The organism is Fervidobacterium changbaicum (assembly GCF_004117075.1).
In the GTDB taxonomy this organism is placed as follows: Bacteria; Thermotogota; Thermotogae; order Thermotogales; family Fervidobacteriaceae; genus Fervidobacterium; species Fervidobacterium islandicum.
In genome coordinates, this window is sequence record NZ_CP026721.1 from 1,671,107 (window position 1) to 1,693,599 (window position 22,493).

Annotated in this window: 25 protein-coding genes and 1 tRNA gene; 21 read left to right on the forward strand and 5 right to left on the reverse strand. The window is 39.9% G+C overall.

Annotated elements, in window-relative coordinates:
- The first annotated feature begins 14 nt into the window (after positions 1-14).
- The 21 genes from CBS1_RS07695 to queD all read left to right on the forward strand — a co-directional run bounded on the left by CBS1_RS07695 (position 15) and on the right by queD (position 15,918).
- Complete coding sequence (locus tag CBS1_RS07695) at positions 15-995, forward strand: T9SS type B sorting domain-containing protein (protein WP_090223220.1); 981 nt, start codon at positions 15-17, stop codon at positions 993-995.
- A gap of 39 nt (positions 996-1,034) precedes the next feature.
- Positions 1,035-2,144 (forward strand): peptide chain release factor 2, encoded by a 1,110-nt coding sequence (gene prfB, locus CBS1_RS07700; RefSeq protein ID WP_090223218.1) that lies wholly within the window; start codon positions 1,035-1,037, stop codon positions 2,142-2,144.
- Positions 2,145-2,186: 42 nt separating this feature from the next.
- Complete coding sequence (gene minD, locus CBS1_RS07705) at positions 2,187-2,999, forward strand: septum site-determining protein MinD (RefSeq protein WP_033191594.1); 813 nt, start codon at positions 2,187-2,189, stop codon at positions 2,997-2,999.
- Between the two features lie 5 nt (positions 3,000-3,004).
- Positions 3,005-3,280 carry a trigger factor gene (locus CBS1_RS07710; RefSeq protein ID WP_014452511.1) on the forward strand — a complete coding sequence of 92 codons (276 nt, stop codon included), beginning with the start codon at positions 3,005-3,007 and terminating at the stop codon, positions 3,278-3,280.
- Positions 3,281-3,313: 33 nt separating this feature from the next.
- On the forward strand, positions 3,314-4,036 hold the full coding sequence (locus CBS1_RS07715) for a hypothetical protein (RefSeq protein ID WP_033191593.1): 723 nt from the start codon (positions 3,314-3,316) through the stop codon (positions 4,034-4,036).
- A gap of 48 nt (positions 4,037-4,084) precedes the next feature.
- Positions 4,085-4,354: a hypothetical protein gene (locus CBS1_RS07720; protein WP_033191592.1), complete on the forward strand. Its 270-nt coding sequence runs from the start codon at positions 4,085-4,087 to the stop codon at positions 4,352-4,354.
- A complete protein-coding gene (locus tag CBS1_RS07725; RefSeq protein WP_090223216.1) occupies positions 4,344-5,159 on the forward strand; it encodes a class I SAM-dependent methyltransferase in 816 nt (271 codons plus the stop codon). The genes CBS1_RS07720 and CBS1_RS07725 overlap by 11 nt, the downstream gene beginning before the upstream one ends.
- 42 nt (positions 5,160-5,201) lie before the next feature.
- Positions 5,202-6,122 (forward strand): signal recognition particle-docking protein FtsY, encoded by a 921-nt coding sequence (gene ftsY / locus CBS1_RS07730; protein WP_090223214.1) that lies wholly within the window; start codon positions 5,202-5,204, stop codon positions 6,120-6,122.
- Positions 6,097-6,771, forward strand: a complete 675-nt coding sequence (locus tag CBS1_RS07735) for a DUF2225 domain-containing protein (RefSeq protein ID WP_090223212.1) — start codon at positions 6,097-6,099, stop codon at positions 6,769-6,771. The genes ftsY and CBS1_RS07735 overlap by 26 nt, the downstream gene beginning before the upstream one ends.
- Positions 6,741-8,216: a 3D domain-containing protein gene (locus CBS1_RS10755; protein WP_090223211.1), complete on the forward strand. Its 1,476-nt coding sequence runs from the start codon at positions 6,741-6,743 to the stop codon at positions 8,214-8,216. The genes CBS1_RS07735 and CBS1_RS10755 overlap by 31 nt, the downstream gene beginning before the upstream one ends.
- Before the next feature lie 25 nt (positions 8,217-8,241).
- On the forward strand, positions 8,242-8,667 hold the full coding sequence (locus CBS1_RS07745; RefSeq protein WP_033191588.1) for an RrF2 family transcriptional regulator: 426 nt from the start codon (positions 8,242-8,244) through the stop codon (positions 8,665-8,667).
- Positions 8,664-9,740 carry a tRNA 2-thiouridine(34) synthase MnmA gene (gene mnmA / locus CBS1_RS07750; protein WP_090223209.1) on the forward strand — a complete coding sequence of 359 codons (1,077 nt, stop codon included), beginning with the start codon at positions 8,664-8,666 and terminating at the stop codon, positions 9,738-9,740. Before CBS1_RS07745 ends, mnmA begins: the two co-directional genes overlap by 4 nt.
- 78 nt (positions 9,741-9,818) lie before the next feature.
- On the forward strand, positions 9,819-10,340 hold the full coding sequence (hpt, locus tag CBS1_RS07755) for a hypoxanthine phosphoribosyltransferase (protein WP_090223207.1): 522 nt from the start codon (positions 9,819-9,821) through the stop codon (positions 10,338-10,340).
- 1 nt (position 10,341) lies between these two features.
- Positions 10,342-11,532: an LCP family protein gene (locus CBS1_RS07760; protein ID WP_033191586.1), complete on the forward strand. Its 1,191-nt coding sequence runs from the start codon at positions 10,342-10,344 to the stop codon at positions 11,530-11,532.
- 24 nt (positions 11,533-11,556) lie between these two features.
- A complete protein-coding gene (locus tag CBS1_RS07765) occupies positions 11,557-12,192 on the forward strand; it encodes a hypothetical protein (RefSeq protein ID WP_176759510.1) in 636 nt (211 codons plus the stop codon).
- Positions 12,193-12,231: 39 nt separating this feature from the next.
- Entirely contained in the window at positions 12,232-12,750 is a 519-nt protein-coding gene (locus tag CBS1_RS07770) for a hypothetical protein (RefSeq protein WP_090223205.1), read from the forward strand.
- A gap of 80 nt (positions 12,751-12,830) precedes the next feature.
- Positions 12,831-12,915: transfer RNA gene (locus CBS1_RS07775), tRNA-Leu, on the forward strand.
- A 72-nt stretch (positions 12,916-12,987) separates the two neighbouring features.
- On the forward strand, positions 12,988-13,719 hold the full coding sequence (locus CBS1_RS07780; RefSeq protein WP_090223221.1) for a WecB/TagA/CpsF family glycosyltransferase: 732 nt from the start codon (positions 12,988-12,990) through the stop codon (positions 13,717-13,719).
- Positions 13,685-14,326 carry a 16S rRNA (guanine(527)-N(7))-methyltransferase RsmG gene (rsmG, locus tag CBS1_RS07785; protein ID WP_090223204.1) on the forward strand — a complete coding sequence of 214 codons (642 nt, stop codon included), beginning with the start codon at positions 13,685-13,687 and terminating at the stop codon, positions 14,324-14,326. The genes CBS1_RS07780 and rsmG overlap by 35 nt, the downstream gene beginning before the upstream one ends.
- Positions 14,327-14,468: 142 nt before the next feature.
- Complete coding sequence (locus CBS1_RS07790) at positions 14,469-15,575, forward strand: Gfo/Idh/MocA family protein (RefSeq protein ID WP_090223202.1); 1,107 nt, start codon at positions 14,469-14,471, stop codon at positions 15,573-15,575.
- Positions 15,559-15,918, forward strand: a complete 360-nt coding sequence (gene queD, locus CBS1_RS07795; RefSeq protein ID WP_090223201.1) for a 6-carboxytetrahydropterin synthase QueD — start codon at positions 15,559-15,561, stop codon at positions 15,916-15,918. Before CBS1_RS07790 ends, queD begins: the two co-directional genes overlap by 17 nt.
- 70 nt (positions 15,919-15,988) lie before the next feature.
- On the opposite strand, the gene CBS1_RS07800 is transcribed toward queD, so the two are convergent.
- The 5 genes from CBS1_RS07800 to CBS1_RS07815 form a co-directional block, all read right to left on the reverse strand.
- The gene (locus CBS1_RS07800) at positions 15,989-17,674 is read right to left on the reverse strand and encodes a leucine-rich repeat domain-containing protein (RefSeq protein ID WP_090223199.1); all 1,686 of its coding nucleotides are present in this window, start codon (positions 17,672-17,674) and stop codon (positions 15,989-15,991) included.
- A 589-nt stretch (positions 17,675-18,263) separates the two neighbouring features.
- Positions 18,264-18,428, reverse strand: a complete 165-nt coding sequence (locus tag CBS1_RS10355) for a hypothetical protein (RefSeq protein WP_164969260.1) — start codon at positions 18,426-18,428, stop codon at positions 18,264-18,266.
- Between the two features lie 126 nt (positions 18,429-18,554).
- Positions 18,555-18,911 carry a hypothetical protein gene (locus tag CBS1_RS07805; RefSeq protein WP_090223198.1) on the reverse strand — a complete coding sequence of 119 codons (357 nt, stop codon included), beginning with the start codon at positions 18,909-18,911 and terminating at the stop codon, positions 18,555-18,557.
- Between the two features lie 26 nt (positions 18,912-18,937).
- On the reverse strand, positions 18,938-19,132 hold the full coding sequence (locus CBS1_RS07810) for a hypothetical protein (protein WP_090223196.1): 195 nt from the start codon (positions 19,130-19,132) through the stop codon (positions 18,938-18,940).
- Between the two features lie 713 nt (positions 19,133-19,845).
- Positions 19,846-22,350, reverse strand: coding sequence for an Ig-like domain-containing protein (locus CBS1_RS07815; protein ID WP_164969261.1), 2,505 nt, complete (start codon positions 22,348-22,350; stop codon positions 19,846-19,848).
- Positions 22,351-22,493: the final 143 nt, after the last annotated feature.

A 22,493-nucleotide genomic window follows, 5' to 3' on the forward strand; every position in this document is an offset into this window, starting at 1 on the left:
GGAGGTGGATTTCTATGAGCAAAATTTTTAAGTACCTATCTCGTGCACCGATATTCGGATTGGTATTATTTGTCATTCTGACGACAGTGACGACAATCTCGGCATTTGCTGAGTTCTCATTCCAAATAATCATCGGCATCGGTAATGTGCCCAATATCTCCATAAATGATTTGCCCGATTACTCGGTATTACTCTACACGGACGAACCATTCGCTGCTGTCTACATCGATGGAAAATATGCTGGGAATACCGACAGTTTCGGTAGAATAGTGGTAAGATTTGACGCGGAGGGTTACCATTCGGTTTGGATACTCACATCGAATAAATACGCAATGTATGACAGAATCGTATTCTATGTAGAAAAACAGCCAAAGATAGTTTATATCCCATCTACCCGCTTGGGAGAAGTTACGGTTTTCTCCAACGTCTACCCTGTCTATGTTTACTCTTCCAAAGGCGTGCTCTACGGTGTTGTGAAAAAAGACGGTGAAAAGGTCTTGGCACCAGTTGGTCTTCAAGAGTTAGTCTTTTCTTCTCCAGGGTTTGAGGACATAAGGCAAAATCTCAATATCCAGTACGGTAAAGAAGTACCCGTTTGGTTGAAGTTCAGTCCTCTTCCGTTCAACTTAGAACTTGTTGTGTCCGAGAAGTTTTCACCGAATGGTGATTGGAACGAGGACGAGTGCGTTATTAAGATATACTCATCAAGACCGGCAAGTGGAAGTATTCAAATTATCAATTCTTCTGGTATAATTGTCTATGAAAAGCCTTTGAAAATCGATGCCGGGACAACACAACTCAAATGGGATGGAAAAGGTTATCCGGACGGTGTTTACACCGTCAAAGTTTTGTTATCGGATGGTTTGACAACTATTCAAAAAGAAGCGAAGACGGTTTTAGACACTTCTGTTTACACGTACGCAAAAGAAATCACAATAGCGTTTATTCTTCTTTTTACAGGCCTCATAACTTATCTGGCTTTGACTGGTAAATAATTTAAATTAGAATAAATAGAGACAGAGAGGTGTGTAAGAGTGATAACGTACGAACAGAAACAACGAATCGAAGAACTTAAGAAGAAGTTTGATGATATCATCGAAGTGTTCCATCCCGAGGACAAGAAGATAAGGCTAAGAGAACTCGAGGAAGAAAGTTTGAAACCTGACTTTTGGAGCGATCAGAAAAGGGCTCAGCAAGTGAACAGGGAAATACAAAGGACAAGGAAGATCATTGAGGATATGGAGCGTATCAGATCACTGTTCGAAGACATAGAAGTTGGTATCGAACTTGCTGAGGAAGACCCATCGATGCAAGAGCATCTGGAGGAGATCATCGAAGAAGTCGCAAAAAAGATTAGGGAATTCGAACTTGAGCTAATACTCAACGGTAAGTTCGACTCATCGAACGCGTACCTTTCTATCCACCCAGGTGCTGGTGGAACGGAATCGCAGGACTGGGCTTCGATGCTTTTGCGTATGTACATGCGTTGGGCGGAAAGAAAAGGATTCGATGTCGAGATAGTTGATTACCAAGAAGGTGAAGAGGCGGGAATAAAAAGTGCGACGTTATACATCAAAGGTGACTTTGCTTATGGATACTTAAAGTACGAAAGAGGAGTGCACAGACTTGTAAGAATATCTCCGTTTGATGCGAATAAAAGAAGGCACACATCCTTTGCTTCCGTTAACGTGCTCCCGGAAATAGAGGACGACATAGATATTGAAATTAGACCGGAGGATTTGAGGATAGACACCTACAGAGCTAGTGGTGCTGGTGGTCAGTACGTTAATAAAACGGAGTCTGCTATAAGAATTACCCACTTGCCAACAGGTATCGTTGTAACGTGTCAGACGGAAAGGTCACAGCTTCAAAACAGGGAAACGGCTATGAAAATGTTGAAGGCAAGATTATACCAGCTTGAGTTGGAAAAGAGAAGAAAGCAGATAGAACAGATCCAAGGCGAGTTGAAAGACATCAGCTGGGGCAACCAGATTAGGTCCTATGTCTTCCAGCCTTACACGATGGTGAAAGACCACAGAACAGAAGTTGAAACGGGAAACATAGAAGCGGTGATGGATGGGGACATAGATATGTTCATAGAAGCTGAGCTTGTTTACTACGCAAAATTAGGTTTGAACGAGTAGTGCGGTGTTTTTGCTTTTAACAAGACTAAAGGGGTGGGGTATGTGAACAGACCAAAGGTGTTTGTCGTGACGTCTGGAAAGGGTGGTGTGGGTAAGACAACCTTCACCGCTAATCTTGGCTGCACTTTGGCCAAGATGGGGGAACGCGTGTGCTTGATCGATGCTGACATAGGCTTGAAAAATTTGGACGTGGTCCTGGGGTTGGAGAACAGAATCATTTACACGTCTTTCGACGTTGTAAATGGTACAGTTTCAGCAAAAGAGGCTCTTGTTAAACACAAACAGCTGAAAAATCTTTACTTGCTGGCCGCCTCGCAGGTTGCTACAAAAGAGATGATGTCACCGGAAGATATGAAACGAATAGTTCAAGAACTATACGATGATTTTGATTTCATACTAATCGACTCTCCTGCAGGCATCGAACGTGGTTTCAGGAATTCCGTTGCACCAGCAGAAGCTGCGTTTATTGTCACGACACCGGAACTACCGGCGATTTCCGATGCGGACAGAGTTATCGGTTTACTCGAAAACTACGGTTTTAGCGAAGACAAGATGTACATTGTGTTGAACAAATTCAAGCCCCACATGGCGAAACGTGGCGATATGCTTGATAAGACAGATGTTGAAAAGGCGTTGGCGATGAGAATAATAGGAGTTATCCCCGATTCGGAAGAGGTTATAATAGCCACAAACAAAGGTATTCCAGCTGTGCTTGAAGATGGTGTCGTTATCGGGAAAAGTTTTGAAAATATTGTAAAAAGAATCAAGGGGGAAGAGGTACCTATAGAAGAAGACCTCAAGGGTACCTCCAAAGGGTTATTATCTTCTTTACTCTCCGTGTTTAAGAAGAGGTGATTGTGATGTGGATTATCGACATATTCAGAAAGAAAAAACACAAGAATACAAAATCACCGAAAGAGGAAGCTGCTGAGAGGCTGGAAACAATGCTTACCAGAAGACGAGAAATAGTCAAAATGATACCCGTGGAAGAGTTCGAGGCAAATTCAGAAGAGATTAAGTATGCTGTTATTGAGACCATTTCAAGAAAGTTCAACATACCACCGGAAAAGGTGAAGGTGGACTATCATGAGCAGAATGGTTATATCGTAATTGTGACGAACGTCAATTTCAAGTAAAATAGAAATCCGCTGTAAGAGAGGCGAAGGCATTTGAAAAAGGTTGTAATCACCTTGGTTATGGTAGCACTGACTTTGCTTTTATCCAGCTGTGCATTCTTGCTTAGTAATGTTCTCTCAGGAACAGGTAAAACAATCTATACTTTTTATTTCTACATGAATGGGCTCCCAGATGAAGTCATGCGAGTCCTTGAAGATGTGAATAGGGCTGCCAGTATTGGTATTGTCTCGTTTACTCATGAAGCAACTGTAACAATCGATAGCCCTTTTGGAATGTTGAGGACGTCTACAAACATCTTTGGTGTTATGATTGACAAATATGAAATAGCGTCAACACGCAAAGATAGCTTAACTTTCTCATCAAACCTAGTGCTAAGTTACTCAACCGATACAACGTTGCCTGCCACTACCGTTGCGATAGTCTTTCCAAGCAAAACCTACAACGTACAAGGTGCTGATGAATTCTACGTTGTTTATGATTTCACTTCGGACGGTTCGGATGTTAAATTCATCAAAAAGTCAGAGGGATATATATTTGAGATCCGTACTAAATCCCGTGAGTTTGTGGAAGTGTACGATGTATATGCAAGAAAGACTTACAGACTGTTCACCGAAAGTGTCTCAGGAGTGTACAAGGCATTTTTTATTGCTGAGAAAAATAAGTACTACACTATCAAAGCTGTCGAATCTGTACAGCAAAAAGATGTTTATAGTTTTCCAGAGAAAGATGGAGAGATTGTTGATTTCACAGGCTGAACTTAGTTTCTCAAGTTTTTCATCCGTCTACTTAAGAGGTGTCTGCGTTTGAAGGTAGAAAGAAAAAAGCGGAAGGAAGATAATATTCTTCTTGTACTTCTTATTGTAATCTTCATCGTCTTCTTAGCGTATTTCCTAACTAGTTTTCTGCGGTACATCATGCTCTCCAAAGAGCTCAAAGAATTAAAACAGGCTTATGAAACGGAGAAGCAACAGATTTTGGATAAAGAATCAACACTTCAGAAATTGAAACGTTTGGCGGAAGAAAATGATACCGCGAACACTAAGGAGGCAAGTGGAATAACAAATGGTCAATGAAATCAGAAGTACGAGCCAAAAAGAGATAGGTGTTGTCGTCACCACTTCCCACAATCCGTCCAAAGAAGCTGTTGAGCTGGCGAAGAAGCTCTCTCAAAATTTCAAAGTTCCTTATTACAATCGCCGCCACCTATCTGAAAGGGTGAAAACCGGAGAGATAAAGATTTACTACGTTGTTGACAACAACCTACAGCTTTCCGTAATTGCTCCAGCTGGAAGATTGTTCTTCCATCCTGGAATGGCCAAGATACGGATGGAAAACTATAAGAGAGATGGCAGGGACTTACTTTTAGAAGCGTTGAGGCCTTCTTATGAAGATATCATCTACGATGCAACCTTTGGTTTAGGTATGGATGCGGTGTTTATGGCACATTTTGTCAAGCAAGTTATTGGAACGGAAGTATCGGTTCACATATACCGCGTTGTCTCCTATGGGTTGAGTAACTATAAATCAAAGGAGGAATGGATAAACGAAGCTGTAAAGAAGATAGTTCTGTTCAACGATGATATGAAAGATTTTATAAAAAGGCAGCCTGACAAATCTTTTGATATAGTTTACTGCGACCCGATGTTTGAAAACCCAGTTTATGAAAGTTCGGCCCTTAATCCCCTAAGACCTCTTGCAAGTTATGATACGATAGATACAGAAATTGTTGAAGAGATGATAAGAATTGCAAGAAAAAGAGTAGTCATCAAGACGCTCGTAAAAGATAGCCTTTTGGAAAGGCTTTCTGTAAAGTTTGATAGAGTAATTACCAGTAAAAAAAGCGGGCTTATCTACGCATGTGTGGATTTAGATAGGTAGTCGGTTAATGTTTGAGACATACAAGGGAGGTTGCAAGCGAGTATGGGATTCTTTGATAAACTAAAGGAAGGACTCAAAAAAAGTAGAGACGCATTTTTTAACAAAATCGGTCAGATACTAAAAACTAAGAAATTTGACAAAGAGACTCGGGACGAGATCGAAGAGCTACTAATTTCTGCCGATGTTGGAGTTGAAGCTACAGAATATATCCTTGACAGACTCGAGGAGATGAAACCAGAAGATGCGTTTGGAGCCTTGAAAGAGATTTTAATTGAGATTCTTTCGAGGGATAATAGACTGAACATTCCGAATGAGAAGCCTTTTGTAATCAGCATGGTTGGGGTGAACGGTTCTGGAAAGACAACAACGTGCGGGAAGCTGGCGTACATGTTTAAGAGCGAGGGAAAACAAGTAGTTCTTGGCGCATGCGATACATTCAGAGCGGCCGCAATAGACCAACTGAGAATTTGGTCAGAGAGAAGTGGGGCTACGTTTATCGCACATATGGAGGGAGCGGATGCTGGAGCTGTAGCCTTTGATGCTGTGAACCATGCCATTTCCAAGGGGAAAGACGTTGTTATTCTGGATACAGCTGGCAGACTACACAACAAAAAACACCTTATGGACGAACTCCAGAAAGTGCACAGGGTCGTCCAAAAACTCATACCATCTGCACCTCACGAAGTGCTTTTGGTCATGGACGCTGTGACAGGTCAGAATGGTTTGCAGCAAGCGAAAATTTTCAAGGAAGTTGTTAATGTAACAGGCATAGTGCTTACAAAACTTGATGGAACTGCGAAAGGTGGAATTGCAATTGCCATTGCAAAAGAGCTTGGCATACCAATTAAATTCATAGGCGTGGGAGAAGGAATAGAAGACTTGAAACCGTTCGATGCCAAAGACTTCGTGGATGCTTTACTGACAGGAGATGAGAGTAATGAATCAACCGCCACCGCTGTATGATAAGAGATATAGATGCCCAATATGTTCAAACGTGGCTGTTTCGAAGAAAGTTTTCACAGACAAAATTAGAATTAAAAGATACGACGAAGACATGAAACCAAATTACGAAGGAGTCAATCCACTGTTGTACTCTGTCATTGTATGCCCACACTGCCATTATGCCGCCTTGGAGCAAGATTTTGAACAGCCGGTGTCTCCAATTTACATGGAAGAACTAAGGAAAGTTCAAAACGAAATAAGAATACCTGAAAATGTTTCATTTTCACAGGAACGAGACCATAGGACAGCCATAATTACTTATGCACTTGCAACGCTATTCTACAACGCAAAGAGACAACCATGCAAAGTTGCTGAGATGTATCTGAGGATGGCATGGCTTTACAGAGAATTATCAGACGAAGAAAACGAACTTAAAGCACTTGCGAGAGCTTTGGTGTATTTTGAAGAGTGCTATACGAAAACAAACTTAGACACTGAAAAAGAGCCGATGGTGTTATTCTACCTTGGGGAGATATCTTACAAGCTTGGAAAAGTCAGTGAAGCGAAAAAATGGTTTTCCGAGCTCGTAACCAGATATAAGAATATAAATTCCTTTTATGTTAAGGCAGGGAGAGACAGATGGCAAAGTATAAAGGAAGAACTAAAATAAGCATCTTAAAGCTATCTTCTGTGTTGCTATTTTTATCCCTTTTGCTATTGATTTACTCCTGCATGCCGATAGGAAATTACCTGGAGCTTTCCATGCAATTGCAAAATATTGAAGAGCGTGTCGAAAAAATTGAGAAACTGAGTACTTCTCAGAACGTCAATACTGTTCAATCACAGCAGATTCAAAAAATGCAGAACCAACTTGTACAGATTACAGATTCCGTTTCCAAACTCGAAAACTCTGTCGGTCAGTTACAACAGAAAGTTGCGTCTATTGATAAAGTTCAGGCGTCTTTGGAACAGCTATCAAAAAGAGTCGAAAAGGTCGAAAGTGTTAATGGCAGTAATAACAATGCGATAAGCGACTTAACGAAGAAACTTGCTACTGTTGAGAAAAATGTGACTACGGTACAAAGTAGAGTGGCTTCTTTGGAAAACCAAATTAAGCAGATTGATAATCTTCAAAAAGGTATAGATTCCCTCAGCGCACAAGTTAGAAATATCCAACAGAACATGCCTCAAAAAATAAGCCAAAGCGATATTGAATTTCTCAAACAGTTGCAGCAACAGATAATTGAGTTAAAAAGCGCACTTCAAAGTACGGATCCATCAACTTTACTAAAACTAAACACAGGTTATATCTACTATATAGTGAAGTCGGGTGATAATCTCTCATCGATAGCATCGGCTTATAAGGTTAGTTTAAACTCGTTGATTAGTATTAACGATATAAAGGATGCGTCGAAAATAAGTGTTGGTCAACTGATCAAAATCCCAGTTGATGACCCAAAAAATTACGTGCGCGTTCCTGTGAAGATACAGCCCACAGATATACTTTCTTACCACGGTCAGGAAAGAAATGGTGTAAAAACCATCGGTATGGACATCTACGCAAAAGGAAAGGATATATATCCCATTCTACCGGGTAAGGTGCTAAACGTTGATAATACTACAGTGACTATCGATCATGGTAATATGATAATGGCGATATACGGTGGGATAAACACTTCGCTCAAACCGGGCAATTTTGTCAGTGTTGATAAACCAATAGGTCAGTGCATCGACGTATTCCACTTTGAGCTCTACATAGATGGTGAACCAAGAGACCCTCTTAGGTTGTTCACAGAATACAAAGGCATATTCACTGTAACATTCTACTCCGAATGGGACGATGGTAAAGTTCCAATTCACCCTACGTTTAGGATAGCACGAAATGGTAGGGTTCCCCAACAATTTCTGACTATAGCCGTTGATCCAACGGTTATCCCTCTTGGTTCACTTGTTTATATACCGACATTAGCTAATGTGGTCTTTATCGCCGAGGACACTGGTAGTGCGATAAAGGGCAACAGGATTGACGTCTACGTAAGCGATGTACGACTCGCGTTGAATAACGGAATTACACCACATCCTGTTTATATAATCAGACCAGAAATAAATAACTGAACCGGTGAAAAGGAAGGGTGATATATTGGCTATCACAATGAAGAGTGAGTACGCGATAAAGATAATGATATTAATAGGCTTAGAGAATAGGCGTGTAAACGCACGTGAAATAGTTAAGAGATGCCGAGCGAAGTTGCCGCTTGAGTTTGCGGAAAAAATTCTGGCAGACCTTGCAAGAAACGGCATACTGAAAGCTTACAGAGGAAGAGGCGGTGGTTATGAACTCGCAAAAGGCACCGAAGAGATAACGGTCTACGATATCGTTACTGCTGTGGATAACCCAACTGATGCCATTAAATGCTTTGTCGATGTGGACCCAACTCAAGAGAGTCCTGAGACTTGCACGGTTAACAAAATCTGGGAAGTCGTTTTGGAAAAAATGGAAGACACGCTTAAGAGCATTAAGCTCAAAAATTTGATTGAAGATTACAAAGCGAGGTGCAATATTTGAGTACTGGGTTCAATAAAAAAGGAGTCAAAGTAGGTGTTTTACTTAGCGGTGGTGTTGATAGCGCGGTTGCGCTGTATTTGCTTTTGAAAGAAGGGTACGACGTAACCGCTTATCACATGAAGACTGTGAAGGATGAACTTTATATAACCAAAGAAATAAAACACAAAGTCTGCTGTAGTCCATCTGATACATTCGATGCCCAGATGATTGCGAAAAAATTCGGTGTTCCGTTTAAGATAGTTCATGTCGAAGATGTGTTCAAAGAAAAGATAGTAGATTACTTCATAAACGAGAACCTTCTTGGACGGACCCCGAATCCCTGCTTTTTCTGTAATGAATACATAAAGTTCGGTGTTGTCATGGATATTGCATTAAGAGATGGAATGGAGTATGTGGCATCCGGACACTATGCAAGGATAATAGATGGTCATTTGTACAAAGCAGTTGACGAAAGTAAGGATCAGTCGTATTTTTTAGCTTCAATCAGGAAGGAGAAATTAGAAAGAATAATTCTACCAAACGGGAATTACACGAAAGATGAGATAAGGAAAATCGCTCAACAGCAGGGCATACATGTTGCTCAAAAGGTAGACTCCCAAGATTTATGCTTCTTACCTGACAACGACTTGAAGGCGTTTTTCAAAGATGCCGGAATTGAAGTCAAACAGGGAAATATCATTACAACCGACGGGAGAATTATCGGAAAGCATGAAGGATTACCATTTTACACGATAGGTCAAAGGAAACTCGGTATAGCCGCTGGAAGTAAATTTTACGTGAGGGCCAAAAACGTTGAAGGCAATTTTATTTTAGTTGCTCCAGTTGACGAGCTTTACGACAAGCACATGGTCGTTTCTGATTTAAACCTATACGACGAATTGCCAAATGAGTTCCGAGCTACTGTGAAGATACGAAAAAAGTTTAAAGAGGTGGGTTGCACAGTCAGGTACGAAAAGGAAAAAGGTGGAAGGCTCTTTGTAACGTTCGATGAACCAACTTTCGCAGTAACACCTGGCCAGATCGCAGTCTTCTACGATGGTCCAAAGGTGGTTTGCTCGGGAGTAATTCAGTAACGGAGATGAACACACTCTGCCAGCATGAAAACATGGCTGAAATAACAAATAATCAAGCTAATGTGGGAGGGGATTTCCTTGATAGAAGTTATGATATCCAACGAACAAATCAGGCAACGCGTAAAAGAACTCGGAAAGGAAATTACAGAATATTACAAAGACAAAACCGACACACTCCATGCTGTGTGTGTTTTGAAAGGTTCAATCCATTTTTTTAGCGAGCTTGTGCAGAATATAGAGATGAACGTAGAATACTCGTTTATTCAGGTCTCCAGCTACTCTGGTGTTTCCTCAACGGGACGTATTAGGGTGAAAAGCTGGATAGATGAGCCAATAGAAGGAAGGTACGTTATTGTAGTTGAGGATATTCTCGACACAGGACTGACACTTTCGTATATACTTGAATACCTGAAGAGGTATCGACCAGCGGACCTAAAAGTTGTAACGTTGCTGAAAAAGCTTGGCAGAACTCCTCAAGTTAATCCCGACTTCATGGGTTTTGAGATAGAAGATAAATTCGTAATAGGTTACGGGCTTGATTACAACGAAAAATACAGGAATCTACCGTACATAGGATGGGTAAAGGGAGATATTAAGTGACATGAAAAATGTACTCTACGTGTTCGTAATATTCATAGGAATAGCTGCTGCACTTTTCGTATCAACGATCTGGATAGAGATGTTCCTGAGGATATTTTTCATACCGACGGAGGACCCCGTCAATATTCTCGTTTTGGGATTAGATAAAGACATTGGTGGGACAAGGCGTACCGATGTTATACTTGTCGCAAGCATAGATCTTGAAAAAAAGAAAATGCTGCTCTCCAGTATCCCGAGGGATTTGATGATAGATGGTAAAAAAATCAATGCCTATTACCAGTCAGAAGGGCTTGAGAAATTTAAGAAAAGGATCGAACAGCTTACAGGTATGAGTATAAATAGGTACTTCATAGTAGATTATGATATCTTCAAATTCCTTGGTGACGAACTCGGACCAATCGAGATTTTTGTCGACAGACCAATGCATTACAAAGATGTTGCTCAGAATTTGGAAATCGACTTCTCACCTGGTTATTACAAAATGAAAGGAAAAGAACTGCTTGCGTACTTACGTTTTCGAAAAACTGCAGAAGGTGACATAGGAAGGTTGGACAAACAGAGGGTCATAATAGAAAAGTTAGCCCAAAAAGCTCTGCAAAAAAACGTCTTCGCGCTAACTGAATTGTATAAAGAGGTAAAAAAGCGGACGGAGTTCAACATAGAAATAGGTGAGGTTGTTTACATCCTTTCGAAAGTAAAGAATGGCTTCCAAATTGAAAGTGTTCCATTTCCGTTTTACATAGGTGAAGATGGTAACTTGTACATCGACGAATCTAAGATAGAACAGTATCGTGCAAGCTTCACAACAGGTGAGAAAAAATTAGAAGAAAAGTACAGGTTCTACGTTATAAACAATACAAAAGACAGAACGATAAAATTCGGAGGCAAAATTGAGAATCTTTTTTCTTCAAAAGGGTACAAACCCAACAATATATTTTACGAAGGTGTAGATGTAAACATCGAGAAAAATACGGTGTTGATACTTCGAAAAAACGAAGGACTTAAAAAGTACATCGACAAACTAATCGAGGATGTCTTTCCACAAACCAAGTTCGAAGTTGTTTACGTCGAAGATAGAATTGATTACGTATCTAAGTACCTTTCTATCATAGGTGAGTTAACCAAGAGTGGTAAGAAAGTTGTCTTCCCCATAGACTTCATAATAGTGCTAAAAAGCGACTTGCAAATTTAAGAATCTATCGCAGAGGTGAGAAGTTTGCTAAAAAGTAAGAGAATCTTCTATACCTTTCTAAGCCTGGTGCTTGTGATACATATTAGCCTTGGATATTCACAAACTAACTCTCAATCGGTCCTAACGAAGTCAGTTGAAAATGGTATCAGTGTTTACAATTTCATTGAAAAACTTGCCGGAAGTCGCAACTATGACATAACTGTGTCGCTGACATTTGATATTATGGATGGTCAGTCACGTAAAAAGATAACATTTTCCTTTGATATGGTTGTTGAAAACCTTGAGAATTTCGTGTTTTATTTGAAAGCTCCCGAAGTAATTAAAGACATAGTAATCCAGTATGACTTAATCTCGAGGAGAGTTGAATACAAATACAAGAATTTTAAATCAGCGGAAAACATATCCTCAAACGTTTCACAAGTGGGTGATGTACTTACATCGATAACCGATTTCCTCTCAACACCTCTTTTTGATGTGGTGCACCAGTCGAATTATGTTGAGTTCAAACCAAAGAACGCAGCAATTCTTGCGAGATTCGGAGTTCAACCGATAACAGTCAGGCTTTACACAGAGCGCGACCTTCCAAAGAAGTTAGAGATTCTGTACGAAAGAACTGACGAAAAGGTGGTTTTGGAATTCAAGAAATTCATAATAGGATAGTTTCACCTGTCCTAAGATTTCACATGAGGGGGAACGGAGATGCTTAGAACATTCTTACGAAGAGCTCTTGTTTTCTACTTACTCACGCTAATAGTGTTTGGGTTTGCGTACTTTAACTTTGGAGTTGGATACAACTACGGAAATTCGCCGAACTGGGTCTTACGCCTCGGATACGAGGAGAGCGGATTCACACTGAATGCTGACTGGACGGTAAACAAGCTTTGGAACATTTACGGTGGTGTATATTTTGGGAGCGATTTAGGTCTTATCGTGGGACCAACTATTTACGCAACATACGATTACAGTGCTTCTGAGAACGCCTTTTCTGTTGTATACGGTCCCGTTGTTGGATTTACGAACAAACAACTATCCATCCAAATCGGATATCTAAGCGATTTTAGAAGTATTGCAGACATATCCGATGCCGTGTTTGCAAGCTTAAGGTTCTATATCCCAGACCCACCACGCATGAGGATGAAGGACAAGCTTTACGTGGAAGCACTATATTACAAAGGCTGCTTCAAAATAGTTATAGGTTTGTTGGAACCGTATTTTTAAGACATTTTCTATGTTTATAATACTTGAAAACTTTCATCGATGTGATATAATAAACCTTGCTGATACATGAGAATAAGTTTGCCGAGGTGGCGGAATTGGCAGACGCGCATGACTCAGGATCATGTGGGGTCACCCGTGCGGGTTCAAATCCCGCCCTCGGCACCAGATATTAGTTCAGCAAGGGTCGGAAGAAACCGACCCAAATTTTTTAATTATGCACTTTTGGCGGGTGGTATTTTGACGAACGTAAGGTTTTACGACTACAATGTCCTTTGTGGAAAGGCTGGAGAAGTCAGGGGACATCTTGTTGAACTCATAGAAAGAGGCGAAAAGCTCTTTGTCGTAACGCTAAATAGCCAGATTTTCCTAAAAGCAGAGCAGATCCCTGACTATAGAGAGGCGTTGGAGCATGCTTCTTTTCATCTTCCAGATGGAGCGGGAGTTGTTTGGGCGATAAAGAGGCATTGTGGTGTCGATACAGATAGGATACCTGGCATTGACACAATGGTTTATCTTTGCAAAGAAGCGGTGGCTAGAAAGTGGACGGTCTACCTGTTAGGCACAAGACCTGATGTTATACCAAAGACCGCCGAGAATTTGAAAAAGCAGGGTGTAAACGTTGTGGGTTACCACCACGGCTACTTCGAAGACCAAACGCCGGCTGAGGAGATTGAAAGATTAAGACCTGACCTTTTGTTTGTTGGAATGGGGACTCCCAGACAAGAACTCTGGATACACCAGCACAAACACCTTCCGTTCAAACTTGCTATGGGTGTTGGTGGCAGTTTTGATGTTATCGCGGGCGTTAAAAAGCGTGCACCACAACTATTCCAAAAACTACGTCTTGAGTGGTTCTACAGATGGTTGAACGAACCAATCGCACGAGCTCGCGTCCCGATTGATGTTGCAAAATTCTTTTTCAAGGTGGTTCTTGATGGAAAAAATGGAACTTGTAAAAAGGTACGTTAAAGAACTTATTGACTCCCCTGTGAACCTTGTTGGTTTCAAAGACTTCAATGAAGCCTTCCATAACCTTTACATGGATTCTGTAATTGCCGTAAAACCAGAAGATTTGGGTGCTGAATTTTTGGATGTGGGCACTGGCGGCGGTGTCCCTGGTGTATTTCTTGCTATAGAATTCGGCGCTAAAGGACTTCTGATAGACAGTGTATGCAAAAAAATAGACTATGTGAAAAAATTGTGCGAACAACTGGAAATCAAAAATGTTGAATTAATGTGCATCAGAGCGGAAGAACTGAAAAAAGCTGGGAATTTTAGAGAACATTTTGACAGCGCAGTGTCAAGAGCGGTCTCAAAGATAGCAACGGTTTTAGAACTCACCGCACCTTATGTCAAAGTTGGAGGAAATGTTCTACTCTACAAAGGGCCAGGTTATACAGAAGAGTTGGGTCAGTCTGTAAATGCCATGAAAGAACTTGGTGTAAAATTGGTCGAGACGAGAAAATACACCATTTTAGGCAAAGACAGATTCTTGCTTGTCTTCGAAAAATTCGCTCCAACACCGGAAAGATATCCTAGAAAAACGGGAATTCCCGAAAAAAGACCGATCAGATAAAAAAACAAACGTCAAACCAAAATCCCCGAGGTATACTTCTATTGCCTCGGGGATTTTTTGTGGTATAATTACTTTTGAGAATATTCATTCAATGAATGAAAAACCTATTCAAAAGGCTGCGAAGGAAGGAGAGGAGTGTTTGATGAACGGCAAGAAGTTGAAGATGGTACTTGTTGGGTGTGGAAGGATTGGTAGTTCCAAACATGTAGAAGCGATAGTAAAGAATTCTGATACTATAGAAGCCACTGCAGTTTGCGATGTTGTTTTGGAAAAAGCTGAGAAATGTGCCCAAAGTATAGAGGAGAAGGCTGGGTACAAACCGAGAGTGTACAAGAAATACGAAGATATAATAAATAACGAAGAGATAGATTTTGTTGCAATTGCAACAGAGAGCGGTTATCATTACCAGATTTCGATGGATTTTCTGAAAAGTGGTATAAACGTGTTAGTTGAAAAACCAATGGCACTTTCAACAAAGCATATGGATGAAATGATTCGTACAGCAAGAGAAAAGCATTTAAAATTTGGAGTATGTTTCCAAAATAGGTTTAATCCTCCTATTGTGGAGCTAAGAAAGAAAATAGAAAGTGGTGCTTTTGGTAGAATCAATTACGGAGTTGCAGCCATCAGATGGAATAGGGACAAGAATTACTATGAGCAAGCTCCATGGAGAGGAACGTGGCACCTTGATGGCGGTTCCCTGATGAATCAGTGCACGCACAACATCGACTTGCTCCAGTGGATGCTCGGCGGGGAGATTGACGAAGTGTACGGAGTGATCCGCAATTTCCAGCATCCGTACATCGAGGCGGAAGACTTCGGTGGTGCAATTGTTAAATTCAAAGATGGTAAGGTTGGTATCATCGAAGGTACATCGACGATTTACCCAAAGAATTTAGAAGAGACACTTTCTATATTCGGTGAAAAAGGTACGGTTGTGATAGGCGGGCTTGCGGTTAACAAAATTCAAGTTTGGAAATTCCCTGAAGAAGAAGGTCATCCGTTTATGAACTTACCTGACCCTGACACTGTCTACGGTTTTGGTCACGTGCCACTTTACAGAGATTTCTACGAAGCTATTGTGTACAATAGAGAGCCTAAGATTCCCGGAGAAGAAGGAAGGAAAGCCGTTGAGATAGTGCTTGCGATTTATAAATCTGCCATGGAGAACAAACCTGTCAAATTTCCATTCGAGTTCGATTCAACTCAAATGAAAGGATGGAGAGACCAATATGTTGTGCGTGGTTAAAGAATTCACGTTCGATGCTGCACACAACTTGGTACAGTATCACGGTAAATGTGAAAAGTTGCATGGACATACTTATAAACTACAGATCATCGTTTGTGGGGAGAAAGATGAGGAAGGGATGGTCATTGATTTCGTTGAGCTCAAAGAGATAGTGAAAAAGGAAGTACTGAACTATTTAGACCATGCCTACATAAACGAAATAATACCGCAACCGAGTGCTGAGAACATAGCGGAATGGATATGGGACAGGTTAGAAAAGCACCTCACAACGAAGAGGTACAAGCTTTCAGAAGTCAGATTGTGGGAAACACCGACATCGTTTGTGATTTACAGAAAAGACTGAAAAAAGCAAGCATCTCCAACCGGGATATGGTTGGAGATGCTCCATTTTACAGGTTCAACACTACTTGTGATTATTCATATAATACATACACTCCTCTTGACTGCAATATTATAATGTTATACATATCATTGTCCGTTGAATCTGGTGATAAGTCGAGGAGATTATTTCTAATATCTACATAATCTCCACTGCCCAGTCCAGGATTGGCTACCAATGCTGATATATCTTCAATTAAGTTGTGCGACAGATCTAAGGAATCTAAGTTGGTTAGATTGCTTAACGGGGAAATATCGTTAACGTAGTTGAAACTAAGATCCAAGTTTTGCAAATGAGAAAGGTTAGCTAACGGTTCTATATTGGCTATGCCGTTTCCAGAAAGGATTAAACTTTCAAGGCTTAAAAGGTTGGACAGCGGACTTATATCATATATCTGATTACTAGAAATGCATAACCATGCCAAAGAGGTAAGACCTGATAAAGGTGTCAAGTCAGTTATTTGGTTGTTACAAAGGTCTAACTGTAGTAGGTTCACTGCGTATTCAAGCCCAGATAGGTTACTTATGTTCCGCGAATATGCTGCTAGCACATGTAATTGTTCCATATCCGCCTTTGTCACAGGCTTTTCTGGTGGTATTTCTAAAGTTTCTCTTATTGCATCTTCAAGATTTTTATCACGAAATTCTATTATTCCTTCGTTGTCTATTTCAAAGTTTTCCTTTGGAATAACTGCGAAGCCACTTTCTTTTTCGTTCAAAACAGCATTGACAGCTATTTCACTTGTTTTTTCGTACTCATTTTGTGTGAAGTTAGAAATTGTGAAATTCTTATTAGTAGTATATCCAATATATTTGTAGTAATCGTCCATCTCCTTATAGATGAAAAAACATGCATTTTCCTCATATTCCCATTCAAGACTCAATTCGCTTCTACTTCTGTGCCATACAGCCTTTAAGTTCTTTACACCTGGAATGTATGGCACATCAACATTTGATGTTGTCACGACTACTCTGATACCGGTTTTATAATAGACCGTTATCTCAATACTCTTGACTTTAGACGGCGAAACTTGCACAGAGACAACCACTGGACTATCTTCATTTGTCCACTCTTGTGGGTCTGTATTTACTTCTTTAGCTCTCAAGAAAATGGTAAATTCCACGTCGTATATGGAAGGATAAAGAGTGAAGTCAGTGATTTTTTCAGACGATTCGAATGTCAAATCAATTCCTTCAATGAGGGCAGACGGGTCTGAATAATGTGGAGACCTAAAAACTTTGAGTGACGCCCAGTGGACATCGTATTTGTTCCATATCTCATCTGCTATCCTTACTTTTGTTCTCAATGTTCCATTTCTGAAGTATGCATTAATTTGAACAACGTTATTTTGGTCATAGCTGACTTCTTGGAGGGTTTGACCTTCGAAAACAACAGTTCCATCGACACGTTTTGCCTCGACCTTGAACAAGTAATTGCCTTCAAAATCAAGTGTGAAGTTGAATGATATATTGTGCTTCTCTGTTGTCTCGGCTGAATAGATTAGTTCACCTGCTGTGTTCAGAACTTTAAGGTATACTTTATCAATATCATCTTCGAACGCATTCAGATTCTTTTCCAGGGACTTTGTTCCACCGTTCTCGGCAATTGATACATTTACTGCTACATTAACCTTCTTTTTAACGATAGGTTTTTCTACACATGAGAAGAATAATATTGCGATTAGAAAAACTATTGTGGATATCACACCAATTCTTCTCATATAAGTCCCTCCTCAGGGATTAGTTTACTTCCATACAAACCGTAATTCAAGACATCGCAAATGATTCTAACGTACTAAGCTGAGTAATGATAAACAATAATGTTTATACTGCCCTCCTTTCTTTTTCTCCTCTTCTTGCGGGTCAAGAACCTCTCTCAGCTTCTCCGCATATACAATGTGCGGACCAGATTGTTTTAGAATATTTCTTAAGTATTACTTTTCTAATCACCTAACTATACTTTAGACCACCGAAACAGAGAATAGTTCAGAAAATTTACAAAAATTCTTGAAGTTGTAACAGAAAGAAACTGCAGGTGTGTCGTAAAGGCTTCTTTAGTAAATTTGACCAATGTCAACCAATTATGTTCTGTTAACAAACTTGAAGGTTGTTCTTAGGAAAACTAATTAAAGCTGTCGCAACTGGCAAAGGAAGAAAAAGGGCAAGTTTTCTATCTTGCCCTTTTTCAATAATTCCCGCAAGTAATCTCTTCTTCAGTTTCACCGCGGATTTGAACGCTAGAGATTGGATTGTGCAAGAGTTGTAAGGTGTCGGACCAACGTACTTGTAATATTCTTCATTTACTTCTTTCTAAATATCGAACCAATACACTCCAATCTCGTTGTATTCCCAAGTGAGTCTTAACTCATTCAGATTCCTGTACCAAACAGATATTAAGTTCTTTACGCCTGAAATGTGTGGCACATCAACACTCGATGCTGTAACAACCAACTTTATCCCCGTCTCAAACTTCACTAGTATATTGACTTTCTTAATCTTATCTGGTGATACCGGGACATAAACGTCTCCGGTAAGACCACTCCATTCTTCTTGATTTATGTTTAATTCCTTCGCCTGTAGGTAAATTCAGTACCCCACCCTTTAAATCCTTGGATAAAGCTCAGGTTCGATTGTTACCTTCGTTGATTCCTTTGTTAGATTTTCCCAAAAATGCAATAAATACGTACTAAATACTTTTAAACTGTCAAAAGTAACATTGTACTTCTCCCAGATTTCGTCTTCTGTTCGTATATTAACTCTGAGCTTTCCGTTGACAAGGAATGCGCTAATTCGAACTATATTCTGTTGGTCATAATAAACTCCTTGTTCGGTTTCGCTTGTGAAGACTCTACTTCCATCTGCCCTTTTTGCTTCAACTCTGAATGTATAACTACCTGCGTGTTTCAATGCAAAATTGAAAGAGATGTTGTATTTTTCGGTTGCTTCTGTTGAAAACACAGTCTCACCAGCTGAGTTAATGACAGTTAAGCATACTTCGTTGACCTCTTCTTCATATGTCGTTTTAATCCTGTCTCAAAAGATTTTGTATCACTGTTTTCGACGAGCGACACATTTACTGCTACATTAACCTTCTTTTTAACGATAGGTTTTTCTACACATGAGAAGAATAATATTGCGATTAGAAAAACTATTGTGGATATCACACCAATTCTTCTCATATAAGTCCCTCCTCAGGGATTAGTTTACTTCCATAAAAACCGTAATTCAAAACATCGCAAATGATCTCTAACATACAAAGCTGAGTAGTGACAAATAGTAATGTTTATACTGCCTTCCTTTCTTTTTCTTTTCTTCTTTCGGGTCAAGAAACCTTCTTTCAGCTTTTCCGCATATGTAATCAGCGGAACAGATTATTTTTAAATATTTCGTTAGTATCACTTTTCTAATCATACAACTATACTTTAGACCGTTTAAGGTGAAAAACTTTTCAAGAGCTTAAGCTGTTTTTTTAATTTCAAACGGCAAGAAATTAGAATTGGTGGCAAGAAATTCTTTTTTATATTGTAGTTTTCACTAAAGTTAGCAAGTATTAAACATACGCTACAAGATAGTTCGTTGTTTTCTACCTGTCTCGAAGCATTCAACAAATTTAATAAACGCAGTGTGAACAACGTGCATATATCAGATTTTCATCCTCAAGTCGTTATTTGTGCATATAAAAAAGCCATCCCCTCCGAGGGATGGCTTATTTTAAGTATTACTCATCACATTTGATTCTTACTTTCAGCTTTGTGTTCATTTGTCACCTTAGTTTTCTCTCTTACTTATTATACTGTTTGTTCGTTCTTTCGTGTACGACAGAAAACGCTGTGTAGTAAACAAGACTATTTTAAAAAAGCTTTCCTACAAGTGTTTACAAGTTCCCATACCTTTACTGCAAACTATCGGACACATTACCAGTATTTTTCAAATTCCTTCTAAACTTCGGCCATGGACTATCTGCTAATCCAACAAATGGTTTGACGTAGATTGCGTGTAGATAATCGTCATCACTTCCTACGTAAACGATACCATCGGGCCCTATTGTTGGGGAGGAGGAAACATTGTAACCAGTTTTGACCTTCCACTTTTCTGTTCCATCAGGGTTTATTGCATACAAATAGTCATCATCACTTCCCACATAAATTGCTCCACCATCAAATCCTACTGCTGGGGATGAATAAATAGACGAACCAGTTGAGAACTTCCATTTCTCTGTGCCATCTGGATTTATAGCATACAGGTTATGATCCCTACTTCCAACATATATTGTTCCATCTGGTCCGATTGCTGGCGAAGATGAAACATAATAAGAAGAAATATAAGAAGCAATTTTCAACTTCCACTTTAGTGCTCCGTTGGGATTTATGGCATACAGATAGCCATCACTACTTACCATATAAATTGTTCCATCCGCCCCTATTGCTGGAGATGACAGTACGTCTCCGCCAGTTTTGTATTTCCACTTTTGCGTCCCGTTCTGATTTATTGCGTAGAGGTGGTCATCGGCACTTCCCACATAAATTGTTCCATCAGATCCAATCGCTGGTGAGGAATAATAAATACCCAAACCAGTTTCGAATTTCCACTTTTCTGTTCCATCAGGGTTTATTGCATACAAGTAATCATCATTGCTCCCAACGTAAATTGTTCCATCCGGTCCTATCGCAGGTGACGAATAAATAGGAAAACCAGTTTCGAACTTCCACTTTTGTGTTCCGTCAGGGTTTATTGCATACAGATATTTATCATAACTTCCCACATAAATTGTTCCGTCAGGTCCTATCGCTGGTGAGGAGTAAACATATCCACCAGTTTTGAATTTCCACTTTTGTGTTCCATCAGGGTTTATTGCATACAAATAGTTATCATAACTTCCGACGTAAATTGTTCCATCCGATCCTATTGCTGGGCAGCCTTTTACATCGCCTGATGTTTTGAATTCCCATTTCGGTGTCCCTTCTGGTTCATTTGCGATGTAAATGACCACCTGTGCTATTTCACTGTTAGCGGCAACGTCATAGGCAACTGCTTTGAGTGTGTATTTTCCTCTTGGATACTTTACTGTATCTACGCTAAATGTGTACGGCATGCTTGTTTTTTCCGCTATTTTTGTCTCATTCAAATAAAGCTCTACTCTACTTATTCCGTTTTCATCATGTGCATCAACGGTCACATTTATCGTTCCTGATAGAAGTTCATTGTTTGTTGGTGATGTTATTGATACACTTGGCGCTTTGTTGTCTATTGTAATTGTCAGACTTGTTTCATTTTGTTTTCCTACGTTATCGTATGCAATTGCCTTCAATGTGTATTGTCCATCGCTGTAGGTGGTTGTGTTCAAACTAAAAGTGTAAGGTGCTGTCGTTTTTTCTCCTAGCTTTGTTGTGTTCAAATAGAGTTCTGCTTTGCTTATTCCATTTCCATCGCTTGCGTCTACATTCACGTCTATTGTTCCTGATACATATGCATTGTTCTCTGGTGATGTTATTGACACACTCGGTGCCAGATTATCTATTCTGATAGATATACTTGCTTCCTTTTTGTTCCCTGCGTTATCACATGCAATTGCCTTCAATGTGTATTGTCCATCATTGTAGTTAGTCGTGTTCAGATTGAAAGTGTAAGGTGCTGTCGTTTTTTCTCCTAGCTTTGATGTGTTCAAATAGAGTTCTACTTTACTTATTCCATTTCCATCACTTGCATCTACATTTACGCTCATTGTTCCCGAGAGGTCTGCGTTATTTTCTGGTGCTGTTATCGAAACACTTGGCGGAGTGTTATCTACCTTAACTGTTATACTTGTTTCACTTGATTTTCCTGAGCCGTCGTATGCAACTGCCTTCAATGTGTATTGTCCATCACTGTAGCCAGTTGTGTTCAAATTGAATGTGTATGGTGCTGTTGTTTTCTCTGATACCTTTGTCGTGTTCACATAAAACTCTACTTTACTTATCCCATTTGCATCAGTTGCATCAGCAGTCACACTTATCGTTCCTGAGACATATGAATTATTTGTCGGTGATGTTATCGAGACACTTGGTGGGGTATTGTCTATTTTTACTGATACACTTGCTTCCTTTGTATTACCTGCCCTATCGTATGCGACTGCCTTCAATGTGTATTGCCCATCACTATAGCTGGTTGTGTTCAAATTGAATGTGTACGGTGCTGTTGTTTTCTCTGATACCTTTGTCGTGTTCACATAAAACTCTACTTTGCTTATCCCATTTGCATCGGTTGCATCAACAACCACACTTATCGTTCCTGAGACATATGAATTATTTGTCGGTGATGTTATCGAGACACTTGGTGGGGTATTATCTGTCATTGGTGTGCATGACAGAAGAAAAACCACTGTAAAAAGAATTAGTACTTTTAATATCAACTTGTCCATTCTTTCCACCTCCTTGGAAAGTGGGTAACCTCCCATGAAAACTGTAACCCAAAACATCGCAAAAGCTCACCGACATACCAGGCTGAGTAATGGCAAACATTAATGTTTATACTGCCCTCCTTTCTTTTTCTCCTCTTCTTGCA